Origin of the sequence: Diaphorobacter sp. LI3 (assembly GCF_022807955.1) — a bacterium.
GTDB classification, from domain to species: domain Bacteria; phylum Pseudomonadota; class Gammaproteobacteria; order Burkholderiales; family Burkholderiaceae_C; genus Diaphorobacter; species Diaphorobacter nitroreducens.
In genome coordinates this window covers 3313035-3329510 of record NZ_CP094346.1, presented here as the reverse complement: position 1 = coordinate 3329510, position 16476 = coordinate 3313035, and the positions used below count along the sequence as shown (strand labels likewise).

The 16476-nt window shown below is 66.3% G+C and carries 15 protein-coding genes; 8 read left to right on the top strand and 7 right to left on the bottom strand.

Going from position 1 to position 16476, the window contains the following annotated elements; genetic code table 11:
* Nucleotides 1-6 precede the first annotated feature (6 nt).
* The gene (xdhC, locus tag MRB47_RS15545) at nt 7-831 is read left to right on the top strand and encodes a xanthine dehydrogenase accessory protein XdhC (protein ID WP_252101146.1); all 825 of its coding nucleotides are present in this window, start codon (nt 7-9) and stop codon (nt 829-831) included.
* A gap of 73 nt (nt 832-904) precedes the next feature.
* Here xdhC and MRB47_RS15540 read toward each other — a convergent pair whose 3' ends face one another.
* A complete protein-coding gene (locus tag MRB47_RS15540) occupies nt 905-2362 on the bottom strand; it encodes an aldehyde dehydrogenase family protein (RefSeq protein WP_252101145.1) in 1458 nt (485 codons plus the stop codon).
* 117 nt (nt 2363-2479) lie between these two features.
* Here MRB47_RS15540 and MRB47_RS15535 point away from each other — a divergent pair, with 117 nt between their 5' ends.
* The 7 genes from MRB47_RS15535 to MRB47_RS15505 all read left to right on the top strand — a co-directional run bounded on the left by MRB47_RS15535 (nt 2480) and on the right by MRB47_RS15505 (nt 9454).
* Complete coding sequence (locus tag MRB47_RS15535; RefSeq protein WP_041835929.1) at nt 2480-3172, top strand: GntR family transcriptional regulator; 693 nt, start codon at nt 2480-2482, stop codon at nt 3170-3172.
* A gap of 188 nt (nt 3173-3360) precedes the next feature.
* Entirely contained in the window at nt 3361-4566 is a 1206-nt protein-coding gene (locus MRB47_RS15530) for a urate hydroxylase PuuD (RefSeq protein WP_252101144.1), read from the top strand.
* 32 nt (nt 4567-4598) lie between these two features.
* Nucleotides 4599-5882 carry a guanine deaminase gene (gene guaD / locus MRB47_RS15525; RefSeq protein WP_252101143.1) on the top strand — a complete coding sequence of 428 codons (1284 nt, stop codon included), beginning with the start codon at nt 4599-4601 and terminating at the stop codon, nt 5880-5882.
* Between the two features lie 90 nt (nt 5883-5972).
* Complete coding sequence (dcd, locus tag MRB47_RS15520; protein ID WP_011804563.1) at nt 5973-6539, top strand: dCTP deaminase; 567 nt, start codon at nt 5973-5975, stop codon at nt 6537-6539.
* Nucleotides 6540-6692: 153 nt separating this feature from the next.
* The gene (locus MRB47_RS15515) at nt 6693-6941 is read left to right on the top strand and encodes a hypothetical protein (protein ID WP_015912758.1); all 249 of its coding nucleotides are present in this window, start codon (nt 6693-6695) and stop codon (nt 6939-6941) included.
* A 79-nt stretch (nt 6942-7020) separates the two neighbouring features.
* Complete coding sequence (locus MRB47_RS15510) at nt 7021-7884, top strand: neutral zinc metallopeptidase (protein ID WP_011804564.1); 864 nt, start codon at nt 7021-7023, stop codon at nt 7882-7884.
* Nucleotides 7885-7999: 115 nt separating this feature from the next.
* Nucleotides 8000-9454 carry a DEAD/DEAH box helicase gene (locus MRB47_RS15505; protein WP_088887388.1) on the top strand — a complete coding sequence of 485 codons (1455 nt, stop codon included), beginning with the start codon at nt 8000-8002 and terminating at the stop codon, nt 9452-9454.
* 93 nt (nt 9455-9547) lie between these two features.
* Here the strand turns inward: MRB47_RS15505 and MRB47_RS15500 are convergent, their stop codons facing one another.
* The 6 genes from MRB47_RS15500 to MRB47_RS15475 form a co-directional block, all read right to left on the bottom strand.
* Nucleotides 9548-10162 (bottom strand): nitrous oxide reductase accessory protein NosL, encoded by a 615-nt coding sequence (locus tag MRB47_RS15500; RefSeq protein ID WP_252102642.1) that lies wholly within the window; start codon nt 10160-10162, stop codon nt 9548-9550.
* Between the two features lie 64 nt (nt 10163-10226).
* Nucleotides 10227-10775: a nitrous oxide reductase accessory protein NosL gene (locus MRB47_RS15495; RefSeq protein ID WP_252101142.1), complete on the bottom strand. Its 549-nt coding sequence runs from the start codon at nt 10773-10775 to the stop codon at nt 10227-10229.
* Nucleotides 10772-11587, bottom strand: coding sequence for an ABC transporter permease (locus MRB47_RS15490; protein WP_011804568.1), 816 nt, complete (start codon nt 11585-11587; stop codon nt 10772-10774). Before MRB47_RS15490 ends, MRB47_RS15495 begins: the two co-directional genes overlap by 4 nt.
* Before the next feature lie 20 nt (nt 11588-11607).
* Nucleotides 11608-12540, bottom strand: a complete 933-nt coding sequence (locus MRB47_RS15485; protein ID WP_011804569.1) for an ATP-binding cassette domain-containing protein — start codon at nt 12538-12540, stop codon at nt 11608-11610.
* Nucleotides 12515-13762 (bottom strand): nitrous oxide reductase family maturation protein NosD, encoded by a 1248-nt coding sequence (locus tag MRB47_RS15480; RefSeq protein ID WP_411275755.1) that lies wholly within the window; start codon nt 13760-13762, stop codon nt 12515-12517. Before MRB47_RS15480 ends, MRB47_RS15485 begins: the two co-directional genes overlap by 26 nt.
* A 20-nt stretch (nt 13763-13782) precedes the next feature.
* Nucleotides 13783-16404 carry a NosR/NirI family protein gene (locus MRB47_RS15475; protein ID WP_252101140.1) on the bottom strand — a complete coding sequence of 874 codons (2622 nt, stop codon included), beginning with the start codon at nt 16402-16404 and terminating at the stop codon, nt 13783-13785.
* Nucleotides 16405-16476: the final 72 nt, after the last annotated feature.

The following is a 16476-nucleotide window of genomic DNA, read 5'->3' as shown; positions in this document are numbered from 1 at the left end:
CAGCGAGTGAAGGCATTGGACTGCCTGCTGGAGCGTATCAAGACCGCACCCGCCTGCCTGGTGACGGTGGAGTCTACCCAAGGCTCGGCGCCGCGGGAAGCCGGGGCATGGCTGGCGGTGTTCGCGGTGGGCGACGACTTCGTCGGCACCATCGGTGGCGGCCATCTGGAACTGCAGGCGCTGCGCGAAGCGCGTGAACGCCTGGCGGAGCACCTGGCTGGCAACCCTTCGCGCATGCCGCTCGTGCGACATGCGCTGGGCCCCAGCCTGGGGCAGTGCTGCGGCGGCGTGGTGCAGTTGCGGTTTGAATGCGTGGGGGCTGCTGACGCGCCGGCCTTGCGCGAGCGCCTGGCGCCGCGGCTGCAGCCGGTGGCGCTTTTCGGCGGCGGCCATGTGGGGCATGCGCTGGCGCGGGTGCTGGCGCCGCTGCCGTTTGCGCTGCACTGGATCGACAGCCGCGATGGCGTGTTCCCGCCGCAGGGGGGCGACGCGTCCGTGGTCAGTGAGCAGTCCGACCCGGTACAGGCGGCCGTGCCGGGTGTGGCACCGCAGTCCTTCGTGCTCATCATGAGCTTCAGCCACGCGGAGGATCTGGACATCGTGGCGGCGTGCCTCGCACGGCAGCGGGCGCGCGGCGATCTGCCGTTCATCGGCCTGATCGGCAGCCGTACCAAGTGGGCCACCTTCCGGCACCGGCTGGCGGCGCGGGGGTTCTCGGATACCGAGCTGGCGCAGGTGACCTGCCCGATCGGCGTGCCCGGAATCGCCGGCAAGCAGCCCGAGGTGATCGCCGTGGCCGTGGCCGCGCAGTTGCTGCAGCGGCTGGCCTGAGATTGCGTATAAAAATGGCCGCTGGCGCTTATGGAGCGAGCGCCAGCAGCTATTAATACAGGAGTTGCGTGGGTCACGCCAGCGTATAGGCCGTCTTCACCGTCGTGAAGAACTCCTGCGCATAACGGCCTTGTTCCCGCGGGCCGTAGCTGGAGCCCTTGCGCCCGCCGAAGGGCACGTGGTAGTCCACCCCGGCCGTGGGCAGGTTCACCATCACCATGCCCGCCTGTGCATGGCGTTTGAAGTGCGTGGCGTATTTCAGGCTGGTGGTGGCAATGCCGGCGGACAGGCCGAATTCGGTGTCATTCGCCACGGCCAGGGCTTCGTCGTAGTCGCGCACGCGGATCACGCTGGCCACGGGGCCGAACACCTCTTCGCGGTTGATGCGCATCGCCGGCGCCGTGTCCACGAACAGCGCGGGCGCCATGAAGAAGCCTTCGTTGCCGCTGCCCGTGTGGCAGGCCGCGCGCAGGCCGCCGGCCGCCAGCACGCCGCCCTCGGCCTTGGCGATCTCTACGTACGACAGGTCTTGCTCCAGCTGCGCCTGGCTCACCACAGGGCCCACGTCGGTGCCCGTGGCCAGCGCATCGCCCACTTTGATTTTCGCCATGCGTGCCTGCAGCGCCTCGATGAACTTCGGGTAGATGCCCTGGGTGACGATCAGGCGGCTGGACGCCGTGCAGCGCTGGCCCGTGGAATAGAACGCGCTCTGTGCGGACAGCTCCACCGCCTGCGCGAGGTCGGCATCGTCCAGCACCACCTGCGGATTCTTGCCGCCCATCTCCAACTGCACCTTCTTGCCGTTCTGCACGCACGCCTGGGCAATGCCGCGGCCCACGCCGACCGATCCGGTGAAGCTGATGGCGGTCACGCCGGGGTGCTGCACCAGCGCCTCGCCGATCACGCGCCCGCGGCCCATCACCAGGTTGAACACGCCGGCGGGGATGCCCGAGCGGTGGATGATCTCGGCCAGCGCCCACGCACTGCCGGGCACCAGGTCGGCGGGCTTCAACACCACGCAGTTGCCGAACGCCAGGGCCGGCGCGATCTTCCAGGCGGGGATGGCAATGGGGAAGTTCCACGGCGTGATCAGACCCACGACGCCGATGGGCTCGCGCGTGACCTCCACGCCGATGCCGGGGCGCACCGAGGGCACGGTCTCGCCCGCCAGGCGCAGGCATTCGCCGGCGAAAAACTTGAAGATCTGCCCGGCTCGGGCGACTTCGCCGATGCCTTCTGCGCGGGTCTTGCCTTCCTCGCGCGCCAGCAGCGCGCCCAGCTCCTCGCGCCGCGCGAGGATTTCATTGCCGATCTTGTCCAGCGCGTCGTGGCGCGCCTGGATGCCCGACGTGCTCCATGCGGGGAAGGCAGCGGTGGCGGCCGCCACGGCGGCGTCCACGTGCGAGGCGTCGCCCTGGGCGTATTCGCCCACCACATCGGCCAGGTTGCTGGGATTGGTGTTGGGTGCGGCCTGGGACGTGGAAACCCATTCGCCGTTGATGAGCAGGCCGTGGGGGGAGGAAGCAGACATGGGAATCCTTGGGAAGTGTGTGGACAGAGAAAAGGAGAGGCGGGCACGGCCGTGAAGGCGTGCCATTTGAAATATTGGAACACTAATATATTAGTGCACGAATGCGAGAATCCACGTATGCCCATACTGACCAAGTTCCGCCTTGACCGTTCGCGCCTGGCCGCTCCGCAGGTCTTCGAGAGCCTGCGCGAGGCCATTCTGACGCTGGAGCTGGTGCCCGGCGCGATGCTGGTGCGCAGCGACCTGGCCGGGCAATTTGGCGTGAGCCAGACGCCCATCCGCGAGGCGCTGCTGCGCCTGGAAGAGGAGGGTCTGGTGGAAGTCTTTCCCCAGCACGCCACGCTGGTCAGCCGCATCGACGTGGCGGCCGCGCGCGAAGCGCACTTCCTGCGCCGCTCCATCGAGCTGGAGATCGTGCGCACGCTGGCGCTGCAGCCGCCCCCCGGCCTGGTGGTGCAACTGCAGGCGCAGTGCGCACTGCAGGAATCGCTGGCGGCCGCGCAGCGCTATGACGACTTTCTGGGAGCGGACCATGGCTTTCACCGCCTGATGTATGAGGCGGCCGGTGTCATGGGCCTGTGGGCGTTGGTGCGCCGCTACTCCGGCCATGTGGATCGCTTGCGCCGCCTGCACCTGCCCACCGCAGGCAAGACGGGCGTCATCATGCGCCAGCACCGGGCCATCCTCGACGCCATTGACCGGCAGAACGCTCCCGCGGCCCAGGAGGCGTTGCGCGAGCACCTGTCGGGCACGCTCAGCGCGGTGGACGACGTATGCGCCCAGCATCCGGATTACATCCTGCAGGGTTAGGGACAATCCCTGAGCCATTCCAGCGGCCGTTGCCAAAAAAGTGCATACACTTCCTGTTCACAAAACGGGTCGCAGCGGTGCCCCGGCAGCTTCCTGCCACGGTGCGCGGCCCCTCTCTTTCTGCTCAGAGCGCCCGCAGTGGTGAGCAGCTTGCAGGCGGCCCGCCGGGCCGCCAAGGTTGAAACACGATGGAAAGCTACTTCCTCGACTGGGCCAATCTGCTGCTGCGCTGGCTGCACGTCATCACTGCCATCGCCTGGGTAGGCTCCTCGTTCTACTTCGTCTTTCTGGACAGCAGCCTCACGCCGCCGGTCGACGAGGACCTGAAGCGCCAGGGCGTGAACGGCGAGCTTTGGGCTGTGCACGGCGGGGGCTTCTACCACCCGGTCAAGTTCAACGTGGCGCCCCAGAAGCTGCCGGACCATCTGCACTGGTTCTTCTGGGAGAGCTACACCACCTGGCTCAGCGGCTTTGCGCTGCTTACGGTTTCGTATCTGTGGAACGCGGGCATCTACCTGGTGCATCCGGCCGACCCGCTCATGTCGCCCGCCATGGCCATCGCGGCGGCACTTGCCTTCCTAGTGGTGTTCTGGCTGCTGTACGACGGCATCTGCCGCGTGTTCGGCCAGAAGGCCAACGGCGATGCCACCGTGGGGGCGCTGGTGCTGGTCCTGGTGTGCATCGCCGCGTGGCTGGCCTGCCGCATCTTCCCCGGCCAGGCGGCCTTCCTGCTGATGGGCGCGATGCTCGCCACCTCGATGAGCGCCAACGTGTTCTTCTGGATCATTCCCGGCCAGCGCAAGGTGGTGGCGGCACTGAAGGCCGGCCAGCCGGTGGACCCGGTGCATGGCAAGCGCGGCAAGCAGCGCAGCGTGCACAACACGTACTTCACGCTGCCGGTGCTGTTCGCCATGCTCTCCAACCACTACGGCTGGCTCTACAACCATGGGCAGAACTGGCTGGTACTGATCCTCATGATGTTCGCAGGCGCGGCCATTCGCCAGTTCTTCGTGATGCGCCACGGCTACAAGCTGGGCCGCAACGGCCATCCCTGGCCTTATGCGGCCGTCGGCGTGGTGGTGCTGCTGGGCGTGGTGGTATGGCTCAAGCCGGCTGCGCCGGCCGTGTCCGCCGCCGCGCCGGCCGCCGCAGGCTACGAACAACTGCACGCCGTCATGCAAAAACACTGCGTGGTGTGCCACAGCGCCAATACCGTCGCGCAGAAGAACGTGAAGTTCGACACCCCGCAGGACGTGAAGAGCCACGCGCAGCAGATCTACCAACAGGTGGTGCAGCTGCGCAAGATGCCGTTTGGCAACCCGGGCGCACTGTCCGACGAAGAGCGCGAAACCTTCAAACGCTGGTACGAAAACGGCGCCAGCATCGCGCCCTGACGCCCCCGGTATTGCGGGCATCATCCGGGGCCATGCACCTTTACCGATCTGCGCTCCTGCGCTTTGCCGATGACGGCACGGCCCTGTACGAAGAAGACGGCCTGTTGGCCACCGCGCCCGATGACCGGGGCGTGCAGCGTGTGCACGCTGCCGGCGCGTGGCGCGCGCTGGCGCCCCTCTATCTTCCTCAGGCCTCGCAGCCGGTGACCCACTGGCCCGGCCGCATCATTGCACCGGGCTTCGTGGACATGCATGTGCACTACCCGCAGCTGGACGTGATCGGCTCGCCCGCCGAAGGCCTGCTGCCCTGGCTGGAGAACTACACCTTCCCGCACGAGTCGCGATTCGCCGATGGCGGCTACGCCGTCGGGGTGGCGGGCTTCTTCCTGGATGAGCTGCAGCGCAACGGCGTGACCACGGCGCTCACCTTCGCCACCTCGCATCCGGGCTCGGTGGATGCGCTGATGGCGCAGGCACAGGCGCGGCGGCTGCGCCTGATTGCCGGCAAGGTGCTGCAAGACCGCCACTCGCCCGACGGCGTGCGCGACGCGACCGAGCAATCCCTCATCGATACCGAAGCGCTCATCCAGCGCTGGCACGGCAAGGGGCGGCTGGGCTATGCGATCACGCCGCGCTTTGCCCCCACCAGCACGCCGCAGCAGCTGAGCGGCGCGGGTGCGCTGGCCGCGCGCTATCCCGACGTGTGGGTGCAGTCCCATGTGGCGGAGAACCAGCAGGAGATCCGCTGGGCGCGGGAGCTGTTCCCCGGCACGCGCAGCTACCTGGATGTGTATGCCCGAGCCGGCCTGCTGCGTGAGCGCGCGGTGTACGCGCATTGCATCCATTTCGACGACGAAGACCGCGCCGCCATGCGCGAGAGCGGCGCGGTGGCTGCCGTATGCCCCACGAGCAACCTGTTCCTGGGCAGTGGCCAGTTTGACTTTGCGGGCGCGGACCGCATGGGCTTCGGCTACGGCTTGGCCAGCGACGTGGGCGGCGGCACCAGCTTCAGCCCTTTCCACACGATGCTGGCCGCGTACTACGTGGGCCGGGAGGGGCAGACCAAGACGGGCCTGAGCCTGGCGCCGCAACGGCTGTGGTGGCTGCATACCGCCGGCGCCGCGCGGGCGTTGGGGTTGGATGGCGTGGTGGGCAACCTGCAGCCGGGTTGCGAAGCCGACTTCGTGGTACTGAATCCTGCGGCGACCCCGCTGCTGGCGCGGCGCACGGCGGGCGCCGCCCACCTGGACGAACTGCTGTTCGCGATGATCGTCCTCGGCGACGACCGTTTGATCGAGCGCACTGTCATTGCATGAAATATTTGCCTCTGACGCTTATGGGTCAAGCGTCAGCAGCTATCATTTAAGTAGCTTTCATTCGCCTAGAATACGCGCCAGGAGTACCCCATGAGCATCAAGAGCGACAAATGGATCCGCCGCATGGCCGAGCAGCACGGCATGATCGAGCCGTTCGAGCCCGGCCAGATCCGGCAGCAGGACGGGCGCAAGATCATCAGCTACGGCACCAGCAGCTACGGCTACGACATCCGCTGCGCGCGCGAATTCAAGGTCTTTACCAACATCCACAGCACCGTGGTGGACCCGAAGAACTTCGACGAAAAGAGCTTCGTGGACTTCGAGGGCGACTACTGCATCATCCCGCCCAACAGCTTCGCGCTCGCGCGCACCGTGGAGTACTTCCGCATCCCGCGCGACGTGCTCACCGTCTGCCTGGGCAAGAGCACCTATGCGCGCTGCGGCATCATCGTCAACGTCACGCCGTTCGAGCCCGAGTGGGAAGGCTACGTGACGCTGGAGTTCTCCAACACCACGCCGCTGCCCGCCAAGATCTACGCGGGCGAGGGCTGCGCGCAGGTGCTTTTCTTCCAGGGTGACGAGGAATGTGCCGTGAGCTACAAGGACCGCAACGGCAAATACCAGGGCCAGCACGGGGTGACGCTGCCCAAGGCCTGAAGGACCTGCCAGAAGGACCGCGGCCTGGACCGTGGGGTGCGCGCCGGCGCCTGCGCCGGCGCTTGCCGCCGTCCTACACGCAGGCTGGCCCTGCGCCGGTGGTACGGCTGCGTGGCGCTGCCTAGGATGGCTGCAGTGTTTCAGGAGTACTGCATGTCCCGCCCCATCCATGATCCCGCCTCCCCCGCTGCGCCCCGGCCATGGGATCCGCCCGTGAAGTCTGCGTCGATGCCCAGCCTCTGGATGTGGCTGGGTGCCGCCATCGTCATCCTTGCGCAGTTGTGGGTGCTGCAGGCGGTGGTGGAACGCCACACGCACCAAGCCCACGAACGGATGGCGAAGTACGTCAACCACACGCTGCAGCCGCGCCCGTCGCAGGACATGTTGCTGGCAGCGCAGTAGTGCGCGGCGCGAAATCCCGAGGGTGGCGCCGCGGGGCGTAACATCGGCGGCTGGTGCGTCGTGCACGCAGGAGATACCCATGAGATGGGAAGGCAATCGCGAATCGGACAACGTGGAAGACCGGCGCAGCGGCGGCGGGGGTGGCTTCATCGGCGGACGCTCGATCGGCATTGGCACCATCGTTGTGGCGCTCATCGGCTGGGGTGTGTTTGGTATCAACCCGCTGACCACCATTGGCGTGCTGTCGGGCGGGGGCGCGCCGCAGGTCCAACAGGGGCCGGCCCAGCGTCCGCCGCAGGGCGACCGTGAGGCCGCCTTCGTCTCCACCGTCCTGGCGTCCACGGAGGATGTGTGGGCGCAGGTGTTCCAGCAGGGGGGGGCGCAGTACCGCCAGCCCAAGCTGGTGCTCTACCGCGGCGCCACGCCTACGGCCTGTGGCACGGGGCAGAGCGCGATGGGGCCGTTTTACTGCCCCGGGGACCAGAAGGTGTACCTGGACATGGATTTCTTCGACACCATGAGCCGCCAGCTGGGTGCGCCGGGCGAATTTGCCCGCGCCTACGTGATCGCGCACGAGGTCGGCCACCATGTACAGACCCTGCTGGGCACCACCGGCAAGGTAGACGGCATGCGCGGGCGCGTGAGCCAGCGCGAGCAGAACGCGCTGTCGGTTCGGCTGGAGCTGCAGGCCGACTGTTACGCCGGCATTTGGGCCCACCATTCGCAACAGGCCAAGAACTGGCTGGAGCAGGGCGACATCGAATCCGCGGTGAACGCCGCCGAGCAGATCGGTGACGACGCGCTGCAGCGCCAGCAGACCGGCACCGTGCGGCCCGATGCCTTTACCCACGGCTCCAGCGCGCAGCGCGTGCGGTGGTTCACGCAGGGGTTCAAGACCGGCAGTGTGCAAGGCTGCAACACTTTCAACGCACAGTCGCTTTGAAACCGTGAACGCACGCTAAGCCGTCGTTTTCGCGCCAAGCAGGAGACGCCCCGGTACAGGCCGTTGACGGCCTTGTTGGCCTTCGCCGCTGCTGCAATGCGACAATAGCGGCTTCATGACACAACCCTATTCCACTCTTGCGCTGGCCGAGCCGCTCAAGCGCGCCGTAGCCGAGATGGGCTACGAGAACATGACGCCGATCCAGGCGCAGGCGATCCCTGTCGTGCTGACCGGCAAGGACGTGATGGGTGCGGCGCAAACCGGCACCGGCAAGACGGCGGCTTTTTCGCTGCCGTTGCTGCAGCGCCTGCTCAAGCACGAGAACAGTTCAGCCTCTCCCGCGCGCCACCCTGTGCGCGCGCTCGTGCTGCTGCCCACGCGCGAGCTGGCGGACCAGGTGGCGCAGCAGATCGCGCTGTACGCCAAGTACACCAAGCTGCGCAGCACGGTGGTGTTTGGCGGCATGGACATGAAGCCGCAGACCATCGAGCTGAAAAAGGGCGTCGAGGTGCTGGTGGCCACGCCCGGCCGTCTGCTGGACCATATCGAGGCCAAGAACGCAGTGCTCAATCAGGTCGAGTACGTGGTGCTGGACGAGGCCGACCGCATGCTGGACATTGGCTTCCTGCCCGACCTGCAGCGCATCCTCTCCTACCTGCCCAAGCAGCGCACCACGCTGCTGTTCTCCGCCACCTTCTCGCCTGAGATCAAGCGCCTGGCCGGCAGCTATCTGCAGGACCCGATCACCATCGAGGTCGCGCGCCCCAACGAGACCGCCTCCACCGTGGAGCAGCGCTTCTTCGCGGTAGACGGCGACGACAAGCGCCGCGCCATTCGCCATGTGCTGAACGAGCGCGGCCTCAAGCAGGCCTTCATCTTCGTGAACAGCAAGCTGGGCTGCGCGCGCCTGGCCCGCAGCCTGGAGCGCGACGGCCTCAAGACCGCAGCGCTGCATGGCGACAAGAGCCAGGACGAGCGACTGAAGGCACTGGAAGCCTTCAAGAGCGGCGAGGTGGACCTGCTGGTCTGCACCGACGTGGCGGCGCGGGGCTTGGATATCAAAGACGTGCCCGCGGTGTTTAACTACGACGTGCCCTTCAATGCAGAGGACTACGTGCACCGCATCGGCCGTACGGGCCGCGCCGGCGCATCGGGTCTGGCCGTCACGCTGGCGGCCAGCAGCGATACCCGCCTGGTGGCGGATATCGAGAAGCTCATCAAGAAGAAGATCGAGCTGGAACCGCTGGAATTGCAGGAAGATCGTCCGCGGGGCCGCTACAACGACGGCCGCCGCGCCTGGGGCGGCGACGATTCGGGCGAGGGCGCTCCAGCCGCCCCCCGCAGCCGCGAGCGCAGCGCGTACCGCTCCGCGCCTGCGGCGTCTCGCGATCCGTTCTTCGACAAGCCCTACGAGGCCAGCACATCGGCCGGTGCGTCGGCGAGCTGGGAGGTGGCCCCCAAGGCGTCGCCCGCGCGTGGCGGCATCTCCGCCAACATCAAGCCCAAGCGCAAATTACCCGCCTTGTTCAAGGCACCGCAGGCCTCTACGGCCGAGCCATCAACCCACTGAAAACACAGGCCGCCGTTCAGCGGCCTTTTCAATAAAAAGTGCCCCTAGCGCTTGCGGAATAAGCGCTGATAGCTATGTTTTTAATAGCGAGTGCTAGGGGTGATTGTGCCCGCCAGGGCCCGCCAACTGCGCGATCAGGGGTGCATCCACGGCGCCAAAGGCGAGCACTGTGCCGCCGCGCTGTACGGCAAAGGCCTGCGCGGCCTCCCGTGTCGAGAACGCGGGCAGATTGCCGGCGCGCATCGGCCCCCGCGCCGACGAGCCGTGCACGTAATAGGCAGACAGCGCGTCCGTCCAGCGGGCGCCGCCCGCGGCCGCAGGCCGCGTGGTGTCGGTGACGTAGTGCGCCATGATGTCCCGTGCACTGCGGCCGGGGCTGTAGCGGGCCACGTCCTGCAGGTACATGAACAGCGACAGGGGCGAGTCGAAAAACTGTGCGTCGCCATTGCGAAAGATGACCTGCGCCGCCCAGTCGGGCGAACGGGCGGGGAACATGCCGCATACGGGACAGCGCGCATCCACCGGAATGGGGCGCGCTGCCGTGGGAGGCAGGCCTGACGCGGGGTCGTACGGCGTCGGGGGTGCGACGATGCACACGTCCGGCTCCAGGGCGGGAGCCGGCTGGGGCCGCAGCGCGCTGCGCAGGCTCGGCACGCCCCAGAGCCCGCCCGCCGCGGCTGCAAACGCCAGCGTGCCCGCAACCAGCATGCGCCTGCGGCGTGGCTGGTGCGGCGGAGGACTCAGGGTGGATGCAGACATGGTGCAAGGGCTGTTACATGCGGGTGTCGTGCAGCGCACCGCCGCTCAGGTCCACCATGTCGAGCTTGATGTCCGCAAAGCGCAGCACCTTGCCGCCATGTTCACCGGCGAACTTGGCTGCATCGGCCTCCTGCGCGAAGCTGGCGATGGTGGGGCCCATGGAGCCATGCCGCTTGCTGCCCAGCACGTAGACGGCGGTCTTGGCGTCGATCCAGTGGCCTTTGGGTTCGTTCCAGTCGGCCTCGCCCATGTCCTGCACGTACACGGCGCGCACTGCACGCACTTGTTCGCCGGCGAGCAGGGTGTTGAACAGTTCGATGGTGTCGCAGAAGAAGGAGGGCTTTTCCTGGCCCGCGTAGTGGATCTGCGCCTTGGGGCCGGGGTAGTCTGCAAGCAGCATGCCGTCGAGCTCGCAACTTGTGGAACGGTCGATCTCCACGGGCGCAAGGGACTGCTGTTCGGCTGCCTTGTCGCCGCAGCCAGCCAGCAGGCTGCTGGTGGCCAGCGCCGTGAAGGCGGCCATGCACAGTGCACGGCGACGGGTGATGCAGGAACAGGTCATGGCTTGAATCTCCAGTTGGCGATGGCGAGCGGCAGGGCGATCCACGCCAGCATCACGCCACCCATGATTGCGGGGCTACCCAGCGACGAGGGAACGACGCTGGCGAGCCCGTAGAGCGTGCGCACGTCTTCGAGCGAGAACACGTTGAGGATACGGAACACGTCGGCCGGGTTCAGCAGCAGCAGCCAGGCGAACGCATCGCCCGCGAACTGCCCGCCCGTGGCCACCAGCAGGCCCAGCAGCAGCAAATCGAACACCAGCACGAAGAAGAACCAGGTAGCGATGGCCAGGCCCGAGGCGCGCGTGCGGTCGCGAGCCAGCACTGACAGCATCACTGCCAGGCTCAGGAATGCGAGGCCCAGCAATACCGAGCTGATCATGAAGCCGCCGTAGTGGAACAGGGCATTGGCGCTCATGTGACGCCACAGCAGCACCGCCACCAGCCCGAAGCCCGCCAGGGTGGAGAGCGCCAGCGCAGCCGCCAAGCCCAGGTATTTGCCCAGCAGCAATTCCAGCCGGGTGATGGGCAGGGCCAGCAGCAGATCGAGTGAGCCGCGCTCGCGCTCGCCCACGATGGCATCGAACCCCAGCAACAGCGCAATCAGCGGGATGAGGTAGATGACCAGGCTGACGAGGCTGGCGATGGTGAACTCGATGGAGCGAAAGCCCACCGTGCCCTGCTGCGCGCCGCCGAAGTAGGCGATGACGAGTGAGAACACGGTGAAGACGAGGGCCACCGCAAGCACCCAGCGATTGCGCATGCGATCGCGGAATTCCTTGGCGGCGATGGTGAAGATCTGGGTCAGTTCCATGGGGCGTCGTGGGCAGGGTGTCAGTCGGCGAAGCCGAAGAACACGTCTTCGAGCGAGGGCTCCAGCAGCTTGAGGTCGCGCACGCGCGCACCCAGTGGCGCGAGGGCGGCCAGCACGGCCATCTTCTGCTCGCGCGGGCAGTGCAGGCGCAAGCCTTCGGGCGTGTGCTCGGGGACGATGCCCGTCGCTTGTTCCAGCGCCTGTGCGGCGGCGGGCCGGTCGGCGGGTGCGATGTCCAGTTCGAACGACAGCGGCATGCGGGTTTGCTCGCGCAGCTGCTGCACGCTGCCCAGCGCCTGGATGCGGCCGGCCGAGAGAATGGCGAGCCGGTCCACGCGTTCTTGCAGTTCGGCGAGGATGTGCGAGGTGATGACCATGGTCACGCCCTCGGCCTGCAGGCCCCGCAGCGTGGCGTAGAAGTCGCGGATCGCCTGCGGGTCCAGGCCGTTGGTGGGTTCGTCCAGGAACAACACGCGCGGGCTGCCCAGCAATGCCTGCGCGAAGCCCAGGCGCTGGCGCATGCCCTTGGAATACTCGCGCACCGGGCGCTTGCCGGCGTGTGCCAGGCCCACGCGCTCCAGAATGTCCGCGCACTGCGCCAGCGGGGCGGATTTCAGCCGCGCGAAAAAGCGCAGCGTCTCCAACCCGTCCAGGTTGTCGTAGAGCACCACGTTCTCGGGCAGGTAGCCCAGTTGGCGGCGGGCGGCGCGGAATCCCCGCCCACCCACCTGGGCGCCCGCGATCAAAAGCGTGCCCTGCGTGGGCTTCACCAGCCCCAGCATCATCTTGAACAGCGTGCTCTTGCCTGCGCCGTTGTGCCCGATCAGGCCGAAGATCTCGCCCTTGGGGATGTCCAGGTCCACGCCGTCCACGGCGTGCAGCGCGCCGTAGTGCTTGCTGACGCCGCGCAGCGAGATGGCCACGTTGTCACTGGCCGGGGAAATGCTTGCCACGCCATTCACTCCATTGTTGATTGCTGGGCTGCATGCGCGGCTTCGGGTCCACGACCGATGGCACGCGCAGCACAGGGAACTGCCGGCCCACCAGGCGCAGGGCCTGCACGGCCGGGCTGGCCAGCAGCAGCTTGACGCTAGGGTGGCGCCAGGTCAGGCGGTCCACCATGTCGTTGGCCTCGTAGGGCACATCGCCGACACCGTCGCCATCGCGGTCCCAGCCCAGGTAGTTGCTCCAGTGGTTGCCGCTCTTGGCGCCCCAGCGCTCGTCGCGCGCACCCACGTAGCGTACCTGCTCGCGGTTGGAGATGAAGTCGTTGCCTTCGACTTCGTTGTTCTTCGAGCCCGCGGCCAGGTGCACGCCGACGGTGTTGTCCACCACCAGGTTGTTGTTGAGCTTGATGTACTCCACGTCGTAGATGAAGAAGCCCCGGCTGTTGCCGGCCACGACGTTGCCTTCGATCACCGAATCCTGCAGCGTGCGCAGCATGATGCCGTGGTCGGAGTTGCCCCAGGCGCGGTTGTTGCGCACGGTTTGCTCGCGCACTTCCATCAGGGCCAAGCCGCCACGGTTGTAGTAGGTGTCGTTGTCCTCCCACAGGTTGTAGTAGGAGTTCATGTAGTGCGTGCCGTAGCGGCTGTGATGCAGCTGATTGCCCTTGAACAGCGCGTGGTGCGAGACGTCCACGTAGAGCGCGTCGCGCACGAAGCTGATGTTGTTGTTCAGGATCTTTGCGCCTTTGGTGTTGTACAGCTGCACGCCGTTGCCACGCTGCGGCGAGGAGTATTCACGCTTGCCGGTGATGACGTTGTGCTCGATGAGCACGTCATTGGCCTTCTCGATCCACAGGCCGAACAGGTTGTAGGTGAGGTCGCAGCGGCGTACGACGGCACGGTGGGCGCCAGGGTAGAGGTAGATGCCGGCGTTCTGATCCTTGAGGTCGTCACCCGAGTCGCGCACGATCAGGCCCTCGATCACCACGTCCGGTGCGGTGACGCGGATGGTGTCGCCCTGGTTGCCGCCGCTGATGGTGGGGCGGTCCACGCCGCGCAACGTGAGGGGCTTGTCGATCACCAGATTGGCGCGGTACGTGCCCCGTGCAATCTCCAGCACATCGCCTGCCTTGGCTTTGCGCACGACGGCGGTCAGATCGTCGCCCGCTCGCACATGGAGGGTGGCCGCCTGGCAGGCCCCGGCGAGGGTCATCGCCAAGGCCAGCATTAAGTGGGTGACACCGCCCTTCATGGGGTGAACAGTCCCAGCGCCTGCAGCACCAGGAACAGCGCAGCACCGATCATCAGGTTCTTGAATCCTACGTAGCTCATCATGTCCATTACACCTGCAACGCGGTAATTGTCGCGCCACCATGGGCCGTCCTTGACGTACCGGCGGCCCGACAGGCGAATCAGCACCTCGTACACGCTCCAGCCGAACCACCAGCCGATGATGGCGCCCGACGAGAGGTGGCCCATCGCCGCCATGATCCAGGCGATGGTGGCTGCCACCGCCAGCGACAGCCCGGCGATCTGCAGCGCGCGCTGGCTGCGCCAGCCTTCGGCGCTCCAGGGCCAGAGATGGTCGCGCAGTTCCAGCAGCAGCCAGCTCGTGAAGCCTACGTTGCGCTTGTGCGCGGGCAGCGTGGGTTCGGTGGGCATGCGCGGATCGGGGCCCTGGGCCGCCTTGGCCGATATCTGGTCCTGCACGGTGGCGGGGTAGATGGGGATGAAGTAGCCGTTCTTGCCGATGGGCGTCATCTCCAAGCCGTCCTTCTCGCGGCGCTTGCGCTCCTTAGCCAGAGGCGGGCAGCCCTTGGTGTCGGTGTACAGGATCATGCAATCCAGGCAATGCAGGCATTCGCGGTGATCGATGCGCCCGTCGGCGTCGATGGCCTGGGCTCCGCAACCCACTGCGCAGGCCTTGCAGCTGTTGCAGTCCTGCTTGCGCTTCAACCCGAACCAGCGGAAGGTGCTGGGCATGGCCAGCGAGGCGCCCAGCGGGCAGATGTACTTGCAGTAGGGGCGCTCGATGAAGATCGACACGCCGAGGATGGCGGCGACGAACAGGCCATAGGGCCATGCCCGGTTCATCACGCCGACCAGGAACGTGGTCTTGAAGGGCTCGACCTCGGCCAGCTTCTCGGCCAGACCCATGGAGAACATCGACACCGCCAGCAGGACGAAGAAGACGGCGTACTTGATCCACTTGAGCCGGTCATGCCACTTTTGCGGCAGCTGTGTCTGGAAGCGCTTCAGCCCGAGGGCCTTGGCGATCTTGAAGATCGCCTCCTGCAGCGAGCCGAACGGACACATCCAGCCGCAGAACAGCCCGCGCCCGAACAGGAAGACGGTCACGATGATGAAGATCCAGAACAGGAAGATGAACGGATCGGACAGGAACAGCGACCAGGTCCACTGGAACAGGACGGAGTGGAACCAGGTCAGCACCTGGGTGATGGACGGCTGGGCCATGTAGCCAAAGCCGATCCAGAAGATGCTGATGGCCCAGAAGGTGTACTTGAAGCCATTGACCGGCCACTTGTTCTTGTGCGTGGACAGGCGGGTGAGCCTTTCGCGGAAGGCGTACACCACAGTGACTGCGATCAGCAGCAGGGCGAACAGGCTGATGGGCAGGGCCTGCGATTTCCAGATGCGTACCCAGGGGGCATCGGGTTCTTGCACCTTGGGGCGGCCGCCTTCGAGCAGATCTGCCGGCAACCAGTACTTGGACTCGAAGACGGCAAAGCTGCGATGGCCTGTGGCCCGATCGACCCGGTTGCCCAGGAAGGCGAATTTCCACGGATAGGCCGCAGAAAAGGCCTGCGAGCGGATGATGAAGATGGACGACTCGGTGTAGCGGGGTGCGCCGGCGGCCTCCAGGCCGTACAGGTTGAGGGAGTCCAGGTCGCGGAAGGTGAAGGAGTCGGCACCTTGCTTGACCTGCACACGGTCAAAAATGCCGCCGCGTACGAAACCTGATCCCTTGAAGGACTCCTGCCCGCCGGTCTTGATGACGAACATGGCGCTCTCGCCTTCCTTGAGGCGCGAACGCAGGCTTTCGAAACTGTTCTTGCCCAGCAGGCTGCGGCCTACGTCGGGCTGGTTCAGGTCGCCGAACCACATTTCGATGAAGGGCTCGGGGCCGCGCGGCAGGCCCACCTGTTCGGGCTTGACCAGCAATTGCTGCACCGCGCCCATCTTGACGAGTTGGGCCCAATCGTAGGTTTGTCCGGTGGTGACAAAGCGGGGCTGCTCGCGCACCGTGGGAGCAATGATGCCGGTCTGGCGTGCCACGGCCGAGCCCGAGGCCATGACCACCTGGTTCTGAGCCACCACGGTGACGGTGGCTCCGGAGATGGCGTCGACGCCGATGACGTTCTCATCGGGGCGGGAAGGGCCGACTTCGATGGTGTCGGTGACCGACTTGCCGATGTACTGGTTGTTGAAATTGATGAGTGCCGACTCGGGGATGCCCAGCAGAAGGATGGGCTCGGAGTGCTTGAGCACCTTCATGCCGACGAAGCGGCCCTGCGTGTCCATACCGATGAGCGTGACCACCGGCTTGCCCGAGTAGGCGGGCGTGTCGGTGATGTCGGTCGACAGCATGACGTAGCCCAGAAGCTTCTTCTGGGCCGAGTCGTTGTCATACGCCTCGACATAGGGCGGCTGGCCCTTGCGCGGCGAAAAATGCGTAGCACCCGGAAATACTTCAGTGCACGGCAGCAGCGCGCACATGTCGGGCGTGGTGGCCAGGTTCGCAGGCAGTTCCGCCTCGTAGGCTCCTGCGTGCGCCCGCGGCACCCATAGCGGGGCGGCGAGGACCAGAGCAAGACAGAAAGCGGCTAACCGTGAACCTAGGGAAAACATTGCACTATCCAACTAATAGCAGGCGCCGCTTGCTGCTTCTGCGAAAGAAGCCAATTTGATTTGCAACCCTCC

Bases quoted from the DNA above. Each gene is read 5' to 3' on its own strand.
- MRB47_RS15540 (WP_252101145.1), bottom strand. From the start codon at position 2,362: ATGTCTGCTTCCTCCCCCCACGGCCTGCTCATCAACGGCGAATGGGTT.
- MRB47_RS15535 (WP_041835929.1), top strand. From the start codon at position 2,480: ATGCCCATACTGACCAAGTTCCGCCTTGACCGTTCGCGCCTGGCCGCT.
- MRB47_RS15530 (WP_252101144.1), top strand. From the start codon at position 3,361: ATGGAAAGCTACTTCCTCGACTGGGCCAATCTGCTGCTGCGCTGGCTG.
- guaD (WP_252101143.1), top strand. From the start codon at position 4,599: ATGCACCTTTACCGATCTGCGCTCCTGCGCTTTGCCGATGACGGCACG.
- dcd (WP_011804563.1), top strand. From the start codon at position 5,973: ATGAGCATCAAGAGCGACAAATGGATCCGCCGCATGGCCGAGCAGCAC.
- MRB47_RS15515 (WP_015912758.1), top strand. From the start codon at position 6,693: ATGTCCCGCCCCATCCATGATCCCGCCTCCCCCGCTGCGCCCCGGCCA.
- MRB47_RS15510 (WP_011804564.1), top strand. From the start codon at position 7,021: ATGAGATGGGAAGGCAATCGCGAATCGGACAACGTGGAAGACCGGCGC.
- MRB47_RS15505 (WP_088887388.1), top strand. From the start codon at position 8,000: ATGACACAACCCTATTCCACTCTTGCGCTGGCCGAGCCGCTCAAGCGC.
- MRB47_RS15500 (WP_252102642.1), bottom strand. From the start codon at position 10,162: ATGCTGGTTGCGGGCACGCTGGCGTTTGCAGCCGCGGCGGGCGGGCTC.
- MRB47_RS15495 (WP_252101142.1), bottom strand. From the start codon at position 10,775: ATGACCTGTTCCTGCATCACCCGTCGCCGTGCACTGTGCATGGCCGCC.
- MRB47_RS15490 (WP_011804568.1), bottom strand. From the start codon at position 11,587: ATGGAACTGACCCAGATCTTCACCATCGCCGCCAAGGAATTCCGCGAT.
- MRB47_RS15480 (WP_411275755.1), bottom strand. From the start codon at position 13,762: ATGCTGGCCTTGGCGATGACCCTCGCCGGGGCCTGCCAGGCGGCCACC.
- MRB47_RS15475 (WP_252101140.1), bottom strand. From the start codon at position 16,404: ATGTTTTCCCTAGGTTCACGGTTAGCCGCTTTCTGTCTTGCTCTGGTC.